The organism is Pantoea sp. PA1, from assembly GCF_056856975.1.
The window spans coordinates 112,371-127,605 of the sequence record NZ_JBXGEE010000003.1 but is presented as its reverse complement, the minus strand read 5'-3'; the positions used below and the strand labels follow the sequence as shown (position 1 = coordinate 127,605).

Genomic DNA, 15,235 nt, shown 5'->3' with positions numbered 1-15,235 from the left:
CAGCGCACCCGATGGTTATGTCAGCTTTTCGCTCATAGCGGGCCTTGAGAGCCGTCTGTCCGCCTTGTGCCAGAAGCGGACATTGTAATAAATCATTAGGTATGAAATGCCAGAATACCCGTTCAATCTTACAACGACTCAATCACCTCAAATTATTTTGCGATAATTTCCATATTGCCAGAAAAATGTTCTGCACTGAGAAAAACCACTTATGCTCTTTCTGCCAGTATTCGAGACTTATATCGCCCTCGCCTTCTTTGCGGGCAAACCCCTCAGTAACATCACAAAAACGGACCAGTTTCATTAAAACTGTCTGTTTTCACTTTTCTGAACTTCACACTGGATATAAATGGGTCTCCCTCAACGGGTATGCATGCCGAAATCAGCATCCCATGTTTAAAAGGAGTTCAGATGTTGTTCAGAAAATCATTATCAGGTCTCGCGATCGCTGTGATTACGTGCTCCGCCACGATGGCGTACGGGTCACAGGAAAGGCCGACCATGTCTTTAGGTTATGAACAGGGGCATATCAGAGATTTTGGAGATGTCAGAGGCGGGAACTTCAGGTTTCAGTATGAGAATGCGAAACCCTGGGGTGTGATGGGGTCGCTGACCGCGATGAAGAATAGCTGGCAGGATGAACTCTCCTCATGCAGACAGGCTGATAAAACCTGCAGAGAGAGTTACCGAAAAAAACATAACCTTGATAGCAAGGCTGAATATTACTCCGTAATGGCAGGGCCAACCTACCGGCTATCTGAGAATTTAAGCGTATTTGCTCTTGGGGGTATTTCTCATTCGAGAGTCGAATTCCCTGCCCGAAGCGTCAAGCCCGTTTCTGCTTCTGACAACACGCACGGTCAGTCATCCAGTCAGTATGCATACAGCACCGGTATTACGCTTAATCCTGCTGATAATCTGGCGCTGACTGCAGGCTATGAAGGCTCGCGCGCCAGTTTTGATGATAAAAAACACCCGGTCAAAAGCGGTTTTATGGATGTTGGTTATCGCTTCTGAGTTTTTGTTTTATGGTCCACAGGATGTGGGCCATTTTATGCCTTGCCCGGCGCACGGGGACAGTCAACCTTATCCTTACTGTTTATTTCCATCCTGTAGACATCCGCTAAATATTTTTTCCAGTCAGCGAGTTTTCCTTTCTCCTCATCACTCAGTCCATAAACGTCCTGAACAATTGTCAGCATGCGTATTTCATCGACCGCCCTTTCCAGCAGGTCACTCTTTAATGCAAAACGCCGGTCTGCCTCCCTTTTTTCCCGATCAGGAATATCAACCCATTCAGGCATGCCGTTTTTTTCTGCACCTCGTGTTTTGCCTTCCGGTGGCTGACTGACAAACTGACGCCAGAGGTCTTCCGTAACGGGAATAATATCATCCTGCCAGGTGCCACCTGCCCTGTAAGCCTCTTCATCATCCAGCAAAAAAAATGCATTCACTTTTGCACTGTAACCAAACCGCATGATTAGTATCCCATTGCCAGCCAGTAAAATGATGGTTCACCCTTTTATCTATTCTGCTGCACGACGGCATGGACGCAGACCCGGCCCGGTTCGTCCGGAAAACCTGACGCAGGCATTTACGCGCACGCGGGCCCGCTGCGGTCTGGACACATTACCAAACCCGCCAACCTTTCACGAGATCCGTAGCCTGTCCGGAAGATTATATGAGGCACATTACGGTCAGGCATTTACACAGCGGCTGCTGGGCCACAGGAATCTGACCATGACTCAGAAGTACCTGGATTCCCGTGGCGATGCGTACGTACTGGTATGATGTATCTGTAATTTCGGACAAATTTCGGACATTTTCGGACATTTTCGGTCAGGCTGAAATTTGCCTTTTCAACTCATGAGGTTAAGGATATGCTATATACGAAACATATACGTTTTATATAGGATTAGCATGGGTATCGTTAAAATCTCGGATTTGATGCATGAGAATCTGCGCATCGCCAGTCAGGCGATGAGCCGCTCCATCAATGCACAGGCTGAACACTGGCTTAAAATCGGCATGCTGGCGGAACTCTATCCCCAGCAGACCCAACACCAACTGGCGCAGATGCTGATCCGGCTGGAGGTGGAAGGCCGCACCGATATCCGGAATATGCTTCCTGAAGAGATCCTCGCCACACAAGGAGATGTGTCATGAACAGCGTTAAAATTCATACCGCAGCAGAAATCGAGATGGCCCGCGCAGCGGGACAGGCTGCCGCGCAGGTGCTGGCCATGATCACGCCACACGTCAGGCCTGGCATCACCACCGAAGAGCTGGATGATATCTGTCACGACTTTATTGTGAACGAACTGAAGGTGACGCCAGCCAACATCGGCTATCAAGGCTATACCCGCACTACCTGCACCTCCGTCAATCATGTGGTCTGCCACGGTATCCCGGCCGGGAAAAAACTCAAGGATGGCGATATCGTTAATATCGATGTAGCCGTCATCAAGGATGGCTGGTACGGCGACACCAGCCGCATGTACTTCGTCGGCACGCCATCAGTCCGGGCGAAACGGCTGGTAGAGATCACCTATCAGTCGCTGGTGGCCGGGATCAAAACGGTCCGTCCGGGCGCAACGCTGGGCGATGTCGGCGCCGCAATACAGCGTGTAGCAGAAGCAGCTGGTTTCTCCGTGGTGCGTGAATATTGCGGTCACGGGGTGGGCGAGATTTACCACACCGAACCGCAGGTGCTGCACTACGGCACGCCGGGCCAGGGTATGCCACTCAAAGCGGGCATGATCTTCACCATCGAACCGATGATCAATGCCGGTAAAGCGGGCACCAGCGTGCTGTCTGATGGCTGGACGGTGGTGACAAAAGATCGTTCACTCTCGGCGCAGTGGGAGCATACGGTCGCCGTGACGGAAAGCGGCTTCGATCTGCTGACGCCCTGGCCGGAAGGCACCGGTGATTACCCGGCAATTTAATCCAGTGGCCTGAGAGTGTCTCAGGCTCTGGACTTTTTCAGTCGCGAACTTCACTGAGTGTGTTGAGGGAGGAAGCCCGCCAGACATGCACATCATTGCGTCCGGCGCGCTTCACCTGATAAAGCGCCTCATCAGCGCGTCGCAGCCATTCATGAATCGAAGCCGCTTCGCGCGCTGAAGCAATTCCGATACTCACCGAACTCTGAAAAGTGGGCGAAGCAGGCAACCGCAGCAAGGTAATGCCTTCCTGGATCTTTTTAGCCAGTCGCAGGATGCTGGCTTCATCGGCCTCACGCACAATGACGCACAGCTCATCCCCGCCAAATCGGGCGGGTATATCTTTCAGACCGACGCTGTTTCGTAACAGTGCCGAAATCTCTGTCAGCAGAAAGTCGCCCGCCTCATGGCCAAACGTGTCATTAACCTGTTTGAAGTGATCCACATCCAGCAGCATGAGCCAGGCGTTGCCCTCGCCTCGCTGAGTTCGCAGAAATTCGCTTTCCAGTCGCTGCTCAAACAGACGACGGTTCGGGATTTTCAGGCCGGGGTCCATCAGCGCGATGCGCTCCAGCTCGCGATTCTTCTTACGCAGGCTCAGCGTCAGATTGTGCGAAACCACACTGAGCGCCAGCAGATAAACGCTGGCCAGTGGCAGAGTCAGCCAGGCGGTACGGGTAGAGAAGTTCAGCATGATCGGTGCACCCGCGACTGACCATACCAGCACAAAAGTGAGCAAAAAGGCCTGCAGCGCAGATTTCAGCTGTACCCAGCCGCCCGCAGAATAGCGGTCAGAAATCAGTACGGCCATGATAACCAGTGAGGGGAAAGGACTCAGCGCCATCATCCCCACCCAGACGCCGCCAAAAGCCGCATCCAGCGTCAGACTCTTGCGTTCAAATCCTGTGGGGTCGCGCGATCGTAAGGCCAGCCTGTAGGCGGCATAGGGCCAGACAAACGCGTTGACGAACAGCAGCAGGCAGAGTTCCGCGCATTTCCCCCGCTCCATCAGCACTGACAGGATGGGCAAAAAGCAGAGCAGCGTACCGAGCTGACGCATCATAAACATACGGCGCACGAATCGGCTGGCGCGCCGCCTCAGTTGAGCATCGTCAGGTGTGTAATAGTTCATATGCAGACTGAAGCAGCGAAAGGTTACGTCAGTTTATCCAAACTGGTGAATAAAAGTAATATGTTTGCAGAATATTCTTATTGCCGGATTAAGAATGATCGACTACGCGTTAAAAGCCGGTATTGTTCGGCTGACAGATGACTGCTGTCGCCTGCCAGCACGAGGGTAGGTTTTTATCTGCGGCCCTTAGCAACCGACGCGGACCAGCTGAAGTCGCTGACTTCACTGGCTGTCAGTGAGGAGGGTTTCTTTTTGCGGAGGGGTTTTTTCGCCTTCAGCGCCTGCGCTTTCTCTTTTTCCTGCTTTGCCGTCATAACGATCCGACGCGCTTCACTGCTGAATTCTTTTTCCTTTTTACTATCCGGCTCTTTACCGGTGCGCTGACGATACTTTTCTATCAGCCCTTTAACGGTCTGTTCGACGGCCAGTCGTTCATCAGCGTTGAACTGATCAATGGAAATCATCTTCTTGTCGTTCATAGCAGTCTGTCTCGTGGCGAAGGGTGAGATGAGTGTACCGCATTTACGGTTTATTAAGTCAGAAACCGCCTCTGTCCCGCATCTTCTTCACTTTGCAGGGCATTCGTCCCGCTTCATCGGATGGCCATGCGAAAAACAGGGTTGCCTCTTAATATAAAACTAATGTTTATCAGGTTTACTGGCAGTGACCACGTACTGCCGGGAGGCTAACGGAATGACTAAAGAGACCGATCGCCTGTCACAGGCCCTGTTACGGCGGCATGGCATTGGCGTCAGACAGAAACGCATCCACTTTCGGGGACGCGATCTGCTGTTTCAGCTGCGCAATGCCCGTTATGATGTTTTCAACGGTGACCGCTGCATTGCGACCGTGGAAACCAATAACATTCATGACGCCATCAAGCAGTTTAAGGCGCTCGACACACCTGTGGAGAAATAGTCATGCCCGATTACTGCGTGCTTCAGAAAGGCCGTGAAATCATGGCCGTTAATCTCACCCATAAGGACAAGCGGGGGAAGGTATATTTCCCATTAATGCGGGATTAAAAGGCAAAGTGACTGTTAATTCATGTCGTGCCGATTAGAATAAGGGAAATTTCTCCGCACACAGGTTTCTGATGAAAATCACTATTCAGAAAGAAGATGCGCTGTTTATGCATAACTTCTTTGCTGCGCCCTGCGACACGCTCGACACAGATTCACCTCAGACACGACAGATTCAGCAATCGCTTCAGCTGGCTATCCAGCAAAAAGAAGCAGAGATCGACGGTGACTGGAAACGCACTCTGACGTTCATGCTGCTGTTCCTGTTTTTATATGCTGCGCTCGGTGCCTCGCTGACGCTGGATCTCAGCACCACCACCGGCCATAAGAGCATCGAATATGCCCTGGAGGCGATTCCGGTGCTGATCGCCTTCTCCGGTTTTTTTGTCTCTATTCTCTATCTGTTCCTGACACGCGCCAGCGCGCGTAAACAGCGCAACTGGGAAAATGCCATCCTGGTGCTGGAAAAATATTCCATCGGCAATCTGTTTAAAGCTACCCATACCCAGGGGGGCGGCACCAGTAACTACTCCGTGCCCAATCTCTACATTTCTCTCGCGCTGTTTATCTGCCTGACCTGGCTGGTCACCTATAACTATCTGACCTTCACCACCAGCGGCGTCTTCGGCAGTGTGATTTCGCTGTTCATCAGCACCATGGTCTATGTGATTCTGGATATACAGCTGCTCAAACCTTTCACTCATGCTGCAGAGAAAGAGGAAGCGGCGAAGGATAAAGCGGATGACGCGCAGGCGTAACTAAAACGCCAGAATTGAGACAATACCCGGCCCGCAAGCCGGGTATTTTTTTGCTGCAACAGGCCCGGTCTGGCTGCTCAGCCCTTTCGCACCCAGCTATCTGAAACCTGATTCAGCAACGTAAAGTATGTTGTAACTATCATCACTCATTCAGCAACGCGGGCATCGTAAAGGGCACGCCTTCACAGCGTGCCCCCTGGCGTTACCAGCGCGTTTTCTGCATATCAATCACAAAACGATATTTCACATCGCTGGTCAGCATACGTTCAAAGGCCGTTTCGACCTCTTCACCGGTAATCATCTCAACATCCGCCGTGATGTTGTGCTGCCCACAGAAGTCGAGCATCTCCTGCGTCTCCTGAATACTGCCAATTGAGGTGCCGGTAATACTCAGACGGCGGAACACCATCGGTGTCACATTCGGTGACGGATGAGGCTGATCGGGGATACCCACCAGCACCAGCTGACCGTTGGTTTTCAGCGCATTCAGATAGGGATCGAGATCGTGTGGCGCAGCCACGCAGTCCAGAATGATATCCAGCGACGCCTGACAGGCCGCCATCTGGGCCGCGTCACGGGAAACCACCACGTTTTTGGCGCCCAGCCGGCGGGCATCCGCCCCTTTCTCTGGCGAGGTGGTAAACAAGGTGACCTCTGCGCCCAGCGCACTGGCCAGCTTAACCGCCATATGGCCCAGGCCGCCCAGGCCTACAACCCCGACGCGATCCCCCGCTTTAACATTAAAGTGGCGCAGCGGTGACCAGACGGTGACGCCCGCGCAGAGCAGCGGTGCCACCGCGTTCAGCGCCAGGTTATCGGGCACCCGCACGACAAAATGGTGATCGGCAATCACATGCTGGGCATAGCCGCCAAAGGTCGTGTTACCGGTGTACTTATCGGTTCCGTTGTAGGTCGGCGTAAAGCCTGCCTCACAATACTGCTCTTCATGCTGCTGGCAGAAATGGCACTCGCGACAGGCGTCAACCATCACGCCGACCCCAGCGATCTCTCCGACCGCAAACTGAGTGACGTTCTCACCCACTGCCACCACCCGTCCGACAATTTCGTGACCCGGCACCAGCGGATAGCGGCTCACGCCCCATTCATTGCGCGCCATATGCAAATCGGAGTGGCAGACGCCGCAGTAAAGGATCTCGAGTTTAACATCGTCAGCCTGCAGCTCGCGTAACTCCACCTGACCCGCTCGCAGCGGTTGATCTGCCTGACTGGCGACCAGTGCATTAATCTTCATCTGTTGCCTCTTCTCACCTGATGGTCGTAAAGAAAGCGGCACACTATAGACACATGGGATCTGTTTTGGTAGTAGTTACCTTTTGGTTACCACCCTGCTAAGGAGACAATAATGCCCGCCTGGGTTGATGGAAAACTTTTGTTTTATGCGGATTCACCGCCGCGCCGCCTGCTGGAACTCTTTTCCGTCAAGTGGAGCACGATGGTGCTGCATGCGCTTTATCACTGGCCGGAACACCGTGCGCGCACGGGTGAACTGGAGCGGAGCCTGCAGGGAATTTCAAAGAAGATGCTGATTCAGACGCTGCGCGAGCTGGAGCAGCGCGGGCTGGTTGCACGCCATGTCTGGCAGGTGGTGCCGCCGAAAGTGGAGTACAGCCTGACCGCGCTGGGCATGACATTTGCCGGGCCGATTGAGCAGATGTATCAGTGGGGCCTGGAAAATCAGGCTGCGCTGGATGAAATGGAGAATCACGCGCGCAGCCATCGGGAGGCGTGAGGAGGACCAGGTGGGCCTGTCAGCCCGGCCCGGCCTCACTCAAAGGGAAATTCGCGCGCCAGCACGCGGGAGATCACATTCAGCGCCCCCTCTTCATTGTTGCTTTGCGTCTGATATCGCGCCACGGCGGCGACAGAAGCGGCGGCATTCGCCATTGAGAAACTGAAACAGGCCTGACGCAGCATCTCAATATCATTAGCGCTGTCACCGATGGCCAGCACTTCGCAGTCGCTGATGCCCCACTTCTCCTGCAGCAGCGCAATGCCATGCGCCTTGTGGCAGCCAGGAATGATCAGGTCGATAAAGCCAAACCCGCTGGAGACCGGATGCATGATGTTTTCCAGCTCGCCGAGTCGGGCATGCAGCCGTTGCAGCAGGGCATCCACCCCTTCATGCTCCAGATTCAGCGAGAATTTAAAAATTGTATCGTCAATGGCATAGAGGTCATCGCGTTTTTCCAGCCGGTGATAGTGATTTGAGAGCTTTGCCATCACCTCGTCAGAAGCCGATGCGTGCATGTAAGCGCCATTACGCCCGCACACCACCACCGCAATATCGGGTTCATGCGCCAGGATATCCAGAATCTTATGCACCTTCTCGCGGGCCAGCTCGCCACAGAAGATCTCTTCGTTGCAGTCTGAAACCCACGCGCCATTCTCTGCGACGAACGCGATCTCATCTTTGATGTCGGGGAAATAGCGCTGTAACTGGTAATACTGGTTTCCGCTGGCGACCACAAAACGGATGCCCTTCTGCTTCAGCAGCGCATACTGCCGCGAAAACCGCTGAACGTTGTACGCTTTGTTGTCGTCCAGAAAGGTGCCATCCATATCCACCGCAATCATCTTAACCGCCATCTCACCTGCCCCTATAGAGTCGCCGTTCTGTCCTTTCGGCTGATTGATTTGATTCATAAAGCTTACTCGCTGTGTGGATTAATGAGAATGCAAATAGTGACGTTGCTAACGGCTTTCGGAGCCTTCCGGTTCCGGAGTTGTGTTATCACGCACGTTTCGGAGCGTTAAAAAGATGTTAATCTCAGCCGTAAATTACGAATGAAGGTTATTTTAATTACATTCGTAACTCAACCCGAATAGTGAGGAGCATGAGATGCGTGATGAGACCCGATCGACCCCATTGCCGGAAGACGTCAAAGCGGCAATACGCGCAGTGAAACAGCAGTTGCGTCAGCAGATTGGTGATGTTGAAGGCCTGTTCCGGCAGGTGTGTGACAACATCGAGGCGGCGATTACGGAGGCAAAAGCGGATGAGGAGTGGACGGGCAGCGCCTGGCCAGTGGTGCCGATGCAGGATATCGCTGAGGGACAGGTTTCAGATGAAACCCGGGCGCGGATTAAACGGCGCGGCTGTGTCGTGATTAAGCAGCACTTTCCCCGGGACCAGGCGCTGGCCTGGGATAAGTCGATGCTCGACTATCTGGAGCTCAACCGGTTTGACGAACAGTATCGCGGGCCAGGCGATGATTTTTTTGGCACGCTGGCCGCCTCGCGTCCTGAAATTTATCCTGTTTACTGGTCGCAGGCGCAAATGCAGGCGCGACAAAGCCCGGCAATGGCACACGCGCAATCTTTCCTGAACAGGTTATGGACCTTTGATTCACAGGGCAAAGAGTGGTTTGACCCGGATGTCAGCATCATCTATCCCGATCGCATTCGCCGTCGCCTGCCTGGCACCACCTCCGGCGGATTAGGGGCTCATACCGATTCCGGCGCGCTGGAACGCTGGCTGCTCCCGGCTTATCAGCAGGTTTTCAGTAAGCTGTTTCACGGTGACTTTGCCGCTTATGACCCCTGGGACGCGGCACACCGCACTGAAGTGGATGAGTATGATCTGCCTGGCACCACCAAATGTTCTGTGTTCCGCACCTTTCAGGGCTGGACTGCCCTCTCTGATATGATCCCCGGTCAGGGCCTGCTGCATGTCGTGCCGGTGCCGCAGGCGATGGCTTATGTGCTGCTGCGTCCACTGCTTTCGGATGTGCCGGAGGATGAACTCTGCGGCGTTGCCCCAGGCCGGGTCTTGCCGGTTAACGAGCAGTGGCATCCGCACCTGATGGCCGGACTCTGTCCGATACCGGCCTTAGAGGCCGGGGATTCGGTGTGGTGGCACTGTGATGTGATTCACGCCGTGGCGCCGGTCAGGGATCAGCAGGGCTGGAGCAATGTGATGTACATTCCGGCCGCCCCGCTGTGTGAAAAAAACCGCCTCTATGCCCGCCATGTCGCACAGGCGCTGGCGCAGGGTCATTCACCAGGCGATTTTCCTCCGGAGCATTATGAAGCGTCGTGGGATCAACGTTTCAGGCCGGAAGATCTCAATCTTAACGGACGTCGCTCGCTGGATTTAGCCTGATCTGCCCCCGCGCTGCACCGGCGCGGGGAAAACCCTGATACACTGCCACTCCTGTTTTTCTGCGACATCCCATTATGAATCCGCGACATCATCAGATTATTCAACTGGTTAATAGCCGGGGCAGCGTGACGGTCAGTGAACTGGCACAGCTCACCGGGGTTTCTGAAGTTACCGTGCGTCAGGATCTCACGCTGCTGGAGCGTGACCGTCTGCTGCGGCGGGTTCACGGCTCTGCGCTGGCGCTGGACAGCGATAATGTCGGTACCCGCCTGAACACCCGCTATCCCATCAAGCAGGCCCTGGCGCTTCACGCCGCCCGCCTGGTTGAGCCGGGGGAGTCCGTATTTATTGAAGGCGGCAGCACCAACGCCCTGCTGGCGCGCGCGCTGGCTGACCGTGCCGATCTGACCCTGATTACCGTCAGCCACTACATTGCCCAGCTTCTGCGTGAGGCGGCCTGCGAAGTGATTGTGCTGGGTGGGATGCTGCAGAAAAGCAGTGAGTCGGTCGTCGGCCCGCTGACCCGCTACTCCATTCAGCAGGTTCACTTTCACCGGGCATTTGTCGGCGTGGATGGCTGGCATCCGGAAACCGGCTTTACCGGTCGCAACATGCTGCGCTGTGATGTGGTGGATGCCGTTCTGGCAAAAGGGGCGGAAAGCTACGCCCTGACCGATGCCTCTAAATTTGGCCAGATCCATCCCTATCCGCTCTCATCCGGTCATCAGGTCGGGCATGTGATTACTGATGAAACGCTGGATGCCGTCACGGCAGAGCAGCTTAAGGCGCGCGCAGTTAACGTGATAACGGTCGCCACGGGTTAAACCGCGCCCGGTCCCTGCGTGACCGAATCGCGCAGCATCAGGCTGGCGGTAAAGGGGGGATGGGCAGACCAGTCACCGCCATCCAGCATGGTCAGCAGGCGATGAATCGTCTCATTGATCATCTCCGTCACCGGCAGTTTCATGCTGGATAATGACGGGGTGATGTAGGGTGCCAGCGGGATATCATCGAAACCGATCACTGAAACCTGATCGGGCACCGCTATCCGGCACGCTGTAAGCCGTTTGATCGCCCCGATCGCCATCTCATCATTACTCGCCACCAGCGCAGAGAAGGATACCCCGCGTGCCAGCAGCGTATCCACGGCCTCCATCCCGCTCTGAGCCGTCCAGCGGCCTGACACAATACGCGCCGGATCGGCGTCGATACCCTGTGCTGCCAGCGCGGCACGATAGCCGGAGAGGCGTTCCACCCCGGTCGGGGAATCGAGCGATCCGGTAATAAAGGCGATGTCGCGATGCCCCTGATTCAGCAGATGACTCACCGCCGTGACGCTGCCGGCGTGCTGATCGCTGTAGATGCAGTAGCTTTGATTGACACGCAGCCGCCGGTTAATGACCAGGATCGGCTGTTTGTGACGGGAGATAATGGCATCCAGCGCATCAATGGACAGAAAGCGCGGATAGATGATGATGCCGTCGCAGCGCAGATCGAGCAGAAACTGAATTGCCGCCTGCTCCTGCTCCGCCGTATGTTTGCCATCGGCCAGAATCAGCTGGCGGCCCTGCTGCTCCAGTATGCGCGCCGAGTGCGCCATCAGTTCCGTAAAGTAGCTTCCGCTGTAGAGGGTGTTGGTGATCACCAGCCCGATAGTCTGAGAGCTTTTCGTTGCCAGATTGCGCGCCAGCAGATTAGGCCGGTAGCCGGTTTCGGCAATCGCATCGAGAACTCTCTGACGCTTTTCCTGACCGACATACCCGTTGCCGGAGAGCACGCGTGACACTGTCGCTTTTGAGACGCCCGCCCTGTTCGCCACTTCCTGAATCGTTGCCATGCTGATACTCCTTTACTGCGTCGTTCTGCAGTCTACCTAAGCCTCTCAATATTGGAAATATTTACCCTCGCGCTCAGCCGGCCTTTGCGCCAATGGCAGGTGACGCCGGTCACAAAACGAAAATCTGGCTGATTTTTAGGCTTGTCCCGGTCATAAAAGCCCTTCATGATTTTGTGAAACCGGTTTCCTATCTGCCTGCATGCAGGCGCAAAAACATAACAACATTGACCGATTTACCCTACAGAGAAGAGCGATCATGCCCAGAAACTATGCCGAGGTGTCACGCGCCATCGTCGATGCGCTAGGCGGCCTCAACAATATCGAAGCCGTAACGCACTGCATGACCCGACTGCGGTTTGTGGTGAAAGATGAAACCCAGGTGGACTATCCCCGGCTGAAAGCGATCGATGGCGTGATGGGCGTGGTTCACAACGACACCCAGTGTCAGGTGATCATTGGCAATAACGTCTCTCAGGCCTTTCAGGCGCTGCAGGCGATGGGATCCCCTGCCGCCGACTCATCCACGCCGGTGAAACGCAAAATCACGCTGAAAAGCATCGGCGCAGGCATTCTGGATGCGCTGGTCGGCACGATGTCACCGCTGATCCCGGCCATTATCGGCGGGTCGATGGTTAAGCTGCTGGCGATGATACTGGATATGGCCGGTGTGTTTGAAAAAGGCTCCTCCACGCTGGTGATCCTCAACGTGATTGGCGACGGGGCCTTTTTCTTCCTGCCGGTGATGGTAGCCGCCTCTGCCGCGCTGAAGTTTAAAACCAATATGTCGCTGGCGATCGCCATTGCTGGCGTGCTGGTGCACCCTAACTTTATCGATCTGATGGCGAAAGCGGCGCAGGGTCAGGCCGTGGAATTTGCCTTCATTCCGGTCACGGCGGTGAAATATACCTACACGGTGATTCCGGCGCTGGTGATGACCTGGATCCTGTCACACATTGAGCGCGGCGTGGACCGCATTACCCCGGCCGTCACCAAAAACTTCCTGAAACCGATGCTGATTGTGCTGATTGCCGCACCCATCGCAATCGTGCTGATTGGTCCAATTGGCATCTGGATCGGCAGCGGCATCTCTGCGCTGGTCTACACCGTCCATGGCTATCTCGGCTGGCTCTCGGTCGCGATTATGGGCGCGATCTGGCCCCTGCTGGTGATGACCGGTATGCACCGGGTGTTTACCCCGACCATCATTCAGACCATTGCTGAAACCGGCAAAGAGGGCATGGTGATGCCCTCCGAGATTGGTGCCAACCTGTCGCTGGGAGGATCGTCTCTGGCGGTAGCCTTCCGCACCAAAAACCGGGAACTGCGTCAGACCGCGCTCGCGGCGGCGGCCTCCGCTATCGTTGCCGGCATTTCAGAACCTGCGCTGTATGGTGTGGCCGTCCGGCTGAAACGCCCGCTCGTCGCCTGTCTGATCAGCGGTTTTATCTGCGGCGCGGTAGCAGGCATTGGCGGGCTGGCCAGCCACTCGATGGCGTCGCCTGGCCTGTTCACCAGCGTGCAGTTTTTTGATCCCACCAGCCCGATGAGTATTGTCTGGGTCGGCGCGGTGATGGTGTTGTCTGTGGTGCTGTCGTTTGTGCTGACGCTGCTGTTAGGCTTTGAAGATATCCCTGAAACCGACGCCACCACCACGACACAACCGGCAGCCGTACCCGAACGCGTCAACGCCATTAACAGCCACTAAAGGAAAGGGTCTTACCGACCCGGAAAAGAGGAATGCATGTCTGAATCAAGGTTTCCGCAAGGGTTTTTATGGGGCGGTGCACTGGCCGCCAACCAGAGCGAAGGCGGTTTTCGCGAAGGCGGAAAAGGGTTAACCACCGTCGATATGATCCCGCATGGCCCGCATCGGATGCCGGTCAAACTCGGTCTTGAAAAACGGTTTGCGCTTCGCGACGACGAGTTCTACCCGAGCCATAATGCGATCGATTTTTATCATCGTTACCGGGAGGACATCGCGCTGATGGCGGAGATGGGGTTCAGCGTGTTCCGCACCTCGATTGCCTGGAGCCGTCTCTATCCCAACGGCGATGAGCTGACACCTTGCCCGGAAGGCATTGCTTTTTACCGTTCGGTGTTTGAAGAGTGCCGGAAACATCAGATCGAACCGCTGGTCACCCTCTGCCATTTCGATGTGCCGATGCATCTGGTGACGGAGTATGGCTCGTGGCGTAACCGTAAAATGATCGACTTTTTTGCCCGCTATGCCCGCAGCTGTTTCGAGGCGTTTGATGGTCTGGTGAAGTACTGGCTGACCTTCAACGAGATTAATATCCTGCTCCACAGCCCCTTCTCCGGTGCCGGACTGGTGTTTGAACCAGACGAAAATCCGGAGCAGGTGAAATATCAGGCGGCGCATCATGAACTGGTCGCCAGCGCGCAGGTGACCCGCATTGCGCATGAGGTCAATCCGGCTAACCAGGTTGGCTGCATGCTGGCGGGCGGCAACTTCTACCCCTGGTCGAGTAAACCGGAGGATGTCTGGGCCGCGCTGGAGAAAGATCGTGAAAACCTCTTCTTTATCGATGTGCAGGCACGCGGCGCCTATCCCGCCTACGCGGCCCGGCTGTTTCGGGAGAAAGGCGTAACGCTGAAGATCGAGGAGGGTGACGCGGAAATTCTGAAAAACAGCGTCGATTTTGTTTCGTTCAGCTACTACGCCTCACGCTGCGCCTCGGCGGAGATGAACGAGCAGAACAGCAGCGCCGCCAATGTGGTGAAGTCTTTGACGAATCCCCATGTGCCGCGCAGTGAATGGGGCTGGGGCATCGATCCACTCGGATTACGGATCACCATGAACATGATGTATGACCGCTATCAGAAGCCGCTTTTCCTGGTCGAAAATGGTCTGGGCGCACGCGATGAACCCGATGCCAGTGGCGAAATCCATGACGACTACCGCATCAGCTATCTGCGTGAACACATCCGCGCTATGGGTGACGCGATTGAAGATGGCGTGCCGGTCATGGGCTACACCAGCTGGGGCTGCATCGATCTGGTGGCGGCCTCAACCGGTGAGATGAGTAAGCGCTACGGTTTTGTCTATGTTGACCGTGACGATCTCGGGCGTGGTACGCTGGCCCGCACGCGTAAGAAGTCATTCTGGTGGTATAAGAAGGTCATTGCCAGCAACGGAGCCGATCTTGAGTGACAACGTCACTTATTGAGTGTTGTGTCTGCGGTGATACGCCTGTCAGCGACGCCGCAGGTTTGCAGTCAACCTGCCGTTGTACTCTGCCGGTAATTATCGTATAACCGATGTCTCCGAGGGGTGTCCTGTTATGGGCTGAGATGGCGTAAGCCGAACCCTTTGAACCTGATCTGGGTCATGCCAGCGAAGGGACGGGTCGGCAGATATTTCTGCGTCATCTCCTGCATCACTCCCTGTTCCAGCCCG

General features: G+C 55.2%; 17 protein-coding genes, 1 pseudogene and 1 riboswitch. Of the genes and pseudogenes, 11 read left to right on the top strand and 7 right to left on the bottom strand.

Annotation, left to right across the window (positions count from 1 at the left end):
- Positions 1 to 152: 152 nt before the first annotated feature.
- A pseudogene (locus AC1V0D_RS14075) lies at positions 153 to 310 on the bottom strand (ASCH domain-containing protein); the annotation flags it as partial.
- Positions 311 to 369: 59 nt separating this feature from the next.
- Here AC1V0D_RS14075 and AC1V0D_RS14070 point away from each other — a divergent pair.
- Entirely contained in the window at positions 370 to 1,017 is a 648-nt protein-coding gene (locus AC1V0D_RS14070) for an Ail/Lom family outer membrane beta-barrel protein (protein ID WP_150029129.1), read from the top strand.
- A 35-nt stretch (positions 1,018 to 1,052) separates the two neighbouring features.
- Here AC1V0D_RS14070 and AC1V0D_RS14065 read toward each other — a convergent pair whose 3' ends face one another.
- Positions 1,053 to 1,478 carry a tail fiber assembly protein gene (locus AC1V0D_RS14065; RefSeq protein WP_482907614.1) on the bottom strand — a complete coding sequence of 142 codons (426 nt, stop codon included), beginning with the start codon at positions 1,476 to 1,478 and terminating at the stop codon, positions 1,053 to 1,055.
- On the opposite strand from AC1V0D_RS14065, the gene AC1V0D_RS14060 reads away from it, so the two are divergent.
- The 3 genes from AC1V0D_RS14060 (at position 1,477) to map (ending at position 2,948) form a co-directional block, all read left to right on the top strand.
- Positions 1,477 to 1,791 carry a tyrosine-type recombinase/integrase gene (locus tag AC1V0D_RS14060; RefSeq protein WP_482907613.1) on the top strand — a complete coding sequence of 105 codons (315 nt, stop codon included), beginning with the start codon at positions 1,477 to 1,479 and terminating at the stop codon, positions 1,789 to 1,791. The two genes, AC1V0D_RS14065 and AC1V0D_RS14060, sit on opposite strands and share 2 nt — an antisense overlap.
- Positions 1,792 to 1,920: 129 nt before the next feature.
- The gene (locus AC1V0D_RS14055; protein WP_009092856.1) at positions 1,921 to 2,166 is read left to right on the top strand and encodes a ParD-like family protein; all 246 of its coding nucleotides are present in this window, start codon (positions 1,921 to 1,923) and stop codon (positions 2,164 to 2,166) included.
- Complete coding sequence (gene map, locus AC1V0D_RS14050) at positions 2,163 to 2,948, top strand: type I methionyl aminopeptidase (RefSeq protein ID WP_046102748.1); 786 nt, start codon at positions 2,163 to 2,165, stop codon at positions 2,946 to 2,948. The genes AC1V0D_RS14055 and map overlap by 4 nt, the downstream gene beginning before the upstream one ends.
- A gap of 37 nt (positions 2,949 to 2,985) precedes the next feature.
- Here the strand turns inward: map and AC1V0D_RS14045 are convergent, their stop codons facing one another.
- Both AC1V0D_RS14045 and AC1V0D_RS14040 read right to left on the bottom strand, forming a co-directional pair.
- Entirely contained in the window at positions 2,986 to 4,077 is a 1,092-nt protein-coding gene (locus AC1V0D_RS14045) for a diguanylate cyclase (protein ID WP_111207290.1), read from the bottom strand.
- 173 nt (positions 4,078 to 4,250) lie between these two features.
- Positions 4,251 to 4,556 carry a hypothetical protein gene (locus AC1V0D_RS14040; RefSeq protein ID WP_337025655.1) on the bottom strand — a complete coding sequence of 102 codons (306 nt, stop codon included), beginning with the start codon at positions 4,554 to 4,556 and terminating at the stop codon, positions 4,251 to 4,253.
- A gap of 214 nt (positions 4,557 to 4,770) precedes the next feature.
- Between AC1V0D_RS14040 and AC1V0D_RS14035 the strand changes: the two genes are divergently transcribed.
- Together AC1V0D_RS14035 and AC1V0D_RS14030 are read left to right on the top strand one after the other, a co-directional pair.
- On the top strand, positions 4,771 to 4,995 hold the full coding sequence (locus AC1V0D_RS14035) for a hypothetical protein (RefSeq protein WP_009092851.1): 225 nt from the start codon (positions 4,771 to 4,773) through the stop codon (positions 4,993 to 4,995).
- A gap of 178 nt (positions 4,996 to 5,173) precedes the next feature.
- Complete coding sequence (locus tag AC1V0D_RS14030; protein ID WP_337025654.1) at positions 5,174 to 5,857, top strand: RipA family octameric membrane protein; 684 nt, start codon at positions 5,174 to 5,176, stop codon at positions 5,855 to 5,857.
- Positions 5,858 to 6,059: 202 nt separating this feature from the next.
- On the opposite strand, the gene AC1V0D_RS14025 is transcribed toward AC1V0D_RS14030, so the two are convergent.
- Positions 6,060 to 7,109, bottom strand: coding sequence for an NAD(P)-dependent alcohol dehydrogenase (locus AC1V0D_RS14025; protein ID WP_046102751.1), 1,050 nt, complete (start codon positions 7,107 to 7,109; stop codon positions 6,060 to 6,062).
- Between the two features lie 111 nt (positions 7,110 to 7,220).
- Between AC1V0D_RS14025 and AC1V0D_RS14020 the strand changes: the two genes are divergently transcribed.
- Complete coding sequence (locus AC1V0D_RS14020; RefSeq protein WP_046102752.1) at positions 7,221 to 7,607, top strand: winged helix-turn-helix transcriptional regulator; 387 nt, start codon at positions 7,221 to 7,223, stop codon at positions 7,605 to 7,607.
- Between the two features lie 35 nt (positions 7,608 to 7,642).
- Here the strand turns inward: AC1V0D_RS14020 and AC1V0D_RS14015 are convergent, their stop codons facing one another.
- Complete coding sequence (locus AC1V0D_RS14015) at positions 7,643 to 8,464, bottom strand: Cof-type HAD-IIB family hydrolase (protein WP_140029457.1); 822 nt, start codon at positions 8,462 to 8,464, stop codon at positions 7,643 to 7,645.
- Positions 8,465 to 8,717: 253 nt separating this feature from the next.
- Between AC1V0D_RS14015 and AC1V0D_RS14010 the strand changes: the two genes are divergently transcribed.
- Positions 8,718 to 9,980, top strand: coding sequence for a DUF1479 domain-containing protein (locus AC1V0D_RS14010; RefSeq protein WP_471803706.1), 1,263 nt, complete (start codon positions 8,718 to 8,720; stop codon positions 9,978 to 9,980).
- A gap of 74 nt (positions 9,981 to 10,054) precedes the next feature.
- Complete coding sequence (locus tag AC1V0D_RS14005) at positions 10,055 to 10,804, top strand: DeoR family transcriptional regulator (protein ID WP_482907612.1); 750 nt, start codon at positions 10,055 to 10,057, stop codon at positions 10,802 to 10,804.
- Here AC1V0D_RS14005 and AC1V0D_RS14000 read toward each other — a convergent pair.
- Positions 10,801 to 11,817 carry a LacI family DNA-binding transcriptional regulator gene (locus tag AC1V0D_RS14000; RefSeq protein ID WP_009092844.1) on the bottom strand — a complete coding sequence of 339 codons (1,017 nt, stop codon included), beginning with the start codon at positions 11,815 to 11,817 and terminating at the stop codon, positions 10,801 to 10,803. The genes AC1V0D_RS14005 and AC1V0D_RS14000 overlap by 4 nt on opposite strands.
- A 256-nt stretch (positions 11,818 to 12,073) precedes the next feature.
- On the opposite strand from AC1V0D_RS14000, the gene ascF reads away from it, so the two are divergent.
- Entirely contained in the window at positions 12,074 to 13,522 is a 1,449-nt protein-coding gene (gene ascF / locus AC1V0D_RS13995; protein ID WP_482907611.1) for a PTS cellobiose/arbutin/salicin transporter subunit IIBC, read from the top strand.
- A 36-nt stretch (positions 13,523 to 13,558) separates the two neighbouring features.
- Entirely contained in the window at positions 13,559 to 14,989 is a 1,431-nt protein-coding gene (locus AC1V0D_RS13990; protein WP_009092841.1) for a 6-phospho-beta-glucosidase, read from the top strand.
- Positions 14,990 to 15,095: 106 nt separating this feature from the next.
- Positions 15,096 to 15,198, top strand: a riboswitch (TPP riboswitch).
- Positions 15,199 to 15,235 lie beyond the last annotated feature (37 nt).

Coding starts and splice junctions, on each gene's coding strand:
- AC1V0D_RS14070 (WP_150029129.1), top strand. CDS start 370: ATGCATGCCGAAATCAGCATCCCATGTTTAAAAGGAGTTCAGATGTTG.
- AC1V0D_RS14060 (WP_482907613.1), top strand. CDS start 1,477: ATGATTAGTATCCCATTGCCAGCCAGTAAAATGATGGTTCACCCTTTT.
- AC1V0D_RS14065 (WP_482907614.1), bottom strand. CDS start 1,478: ATGCGGTTTGGTTACAGTGCAAAAGTGAATGCATTTTTTTTGCTGGAT.
- AC1V0D_RS14055 (WP_009092856.1), top strand. CDS start 1,921: ATGGGTATCGTTAAAATCTCGGATTTGATGCATGAGAATCTGCGCATC.
- map (WP_046102748.1), top strand. CDS start 2,163: ATGAACAGCGTTAAAATTCATACCGCAGCAGAAATCGAGATGGCCCGC.
- AC1V0D_RS14045 (WP_111207290.1), bottom strand. CDS start 4,077: ATGAACTATTACACACCTGACGATGCTCAACTGAGGCGGCGCGCCAGC.
- AC1V0D_RS14040 (WP_337025655.1), bottom strand. CDS start 4,556: ATGAACGACAAGAAGATGATTTCCATTGATCAGTTCAACGCTGATGAA.
- AC1V0D_RS14035 (WP_009092851.1), top strand. CDS start 4,771: ATGACTAAAGAGACCGATCGCCTGTCACAGGCCCTGTTACGGCGGCAT.
- AC1V0D_RS14030 (WP_337025654.1), top strand. CDS start 5,174: ATGAAAATCACTATTCAGAAAGAAGATGCGCTGTTTATGCATAACTTC.
- AC1V0D_RS14025 (WP_046102751.1), bottom strand. CDS start 7,109: ATGAAGATTAATGCACTGGTCGCCAGTCAGGCAGATCAACCGCTGCGA.
- AC1V0D_RS14020 (WP_046102752.1), top strand. CDS start 7,221: ATGCCCGCCTGGGTTGATGGAAAACTTTTGTTTTATGCGGATTCACCG.
- AC1V0D_RS14015 (WP_140029457.1), bottom strand. CDS start 8,464: ATGGCGGTTAAGATGATTGCGGTGGATATGGATGGCACCTTTCTGGAC.
- AC1V0D_RS14010 (WP_471803706.1), top strand. CDS start 8,718: ATGCGTGATGAGACCCGATCGACCCCATTGCCGGAAGACGTCAAAGCG.
- AC1V0D_RS14005 (WP_482907612.1), top strand. CDS start 10,055: ATGAATCCGCGACATCATCAGATTATTCAACTGGTTAATAGCCGGGGC.
- AC1V0D_RS14000 (WP_009092844.1), bottom strand. CDS start 11,817: ATGGCAACGATTCAGGAAGTGGCGAACAGGGCGGGCGTCTCAAAAGCG.
- ascF (WP_482907611.1), top strand. CDS start 12,074: ATGCCCAGAAACTATGCCGAGGTGTCACGCGCCATCGTCGATGCGCTA.
- AC1V0D_RS13990 (WP_009092841.1), top strand. CDS start 13,559: ATGTCTGAATCAAGGTTTCCGCAAGGGTTTTTATGGGGCGGTGCACTG.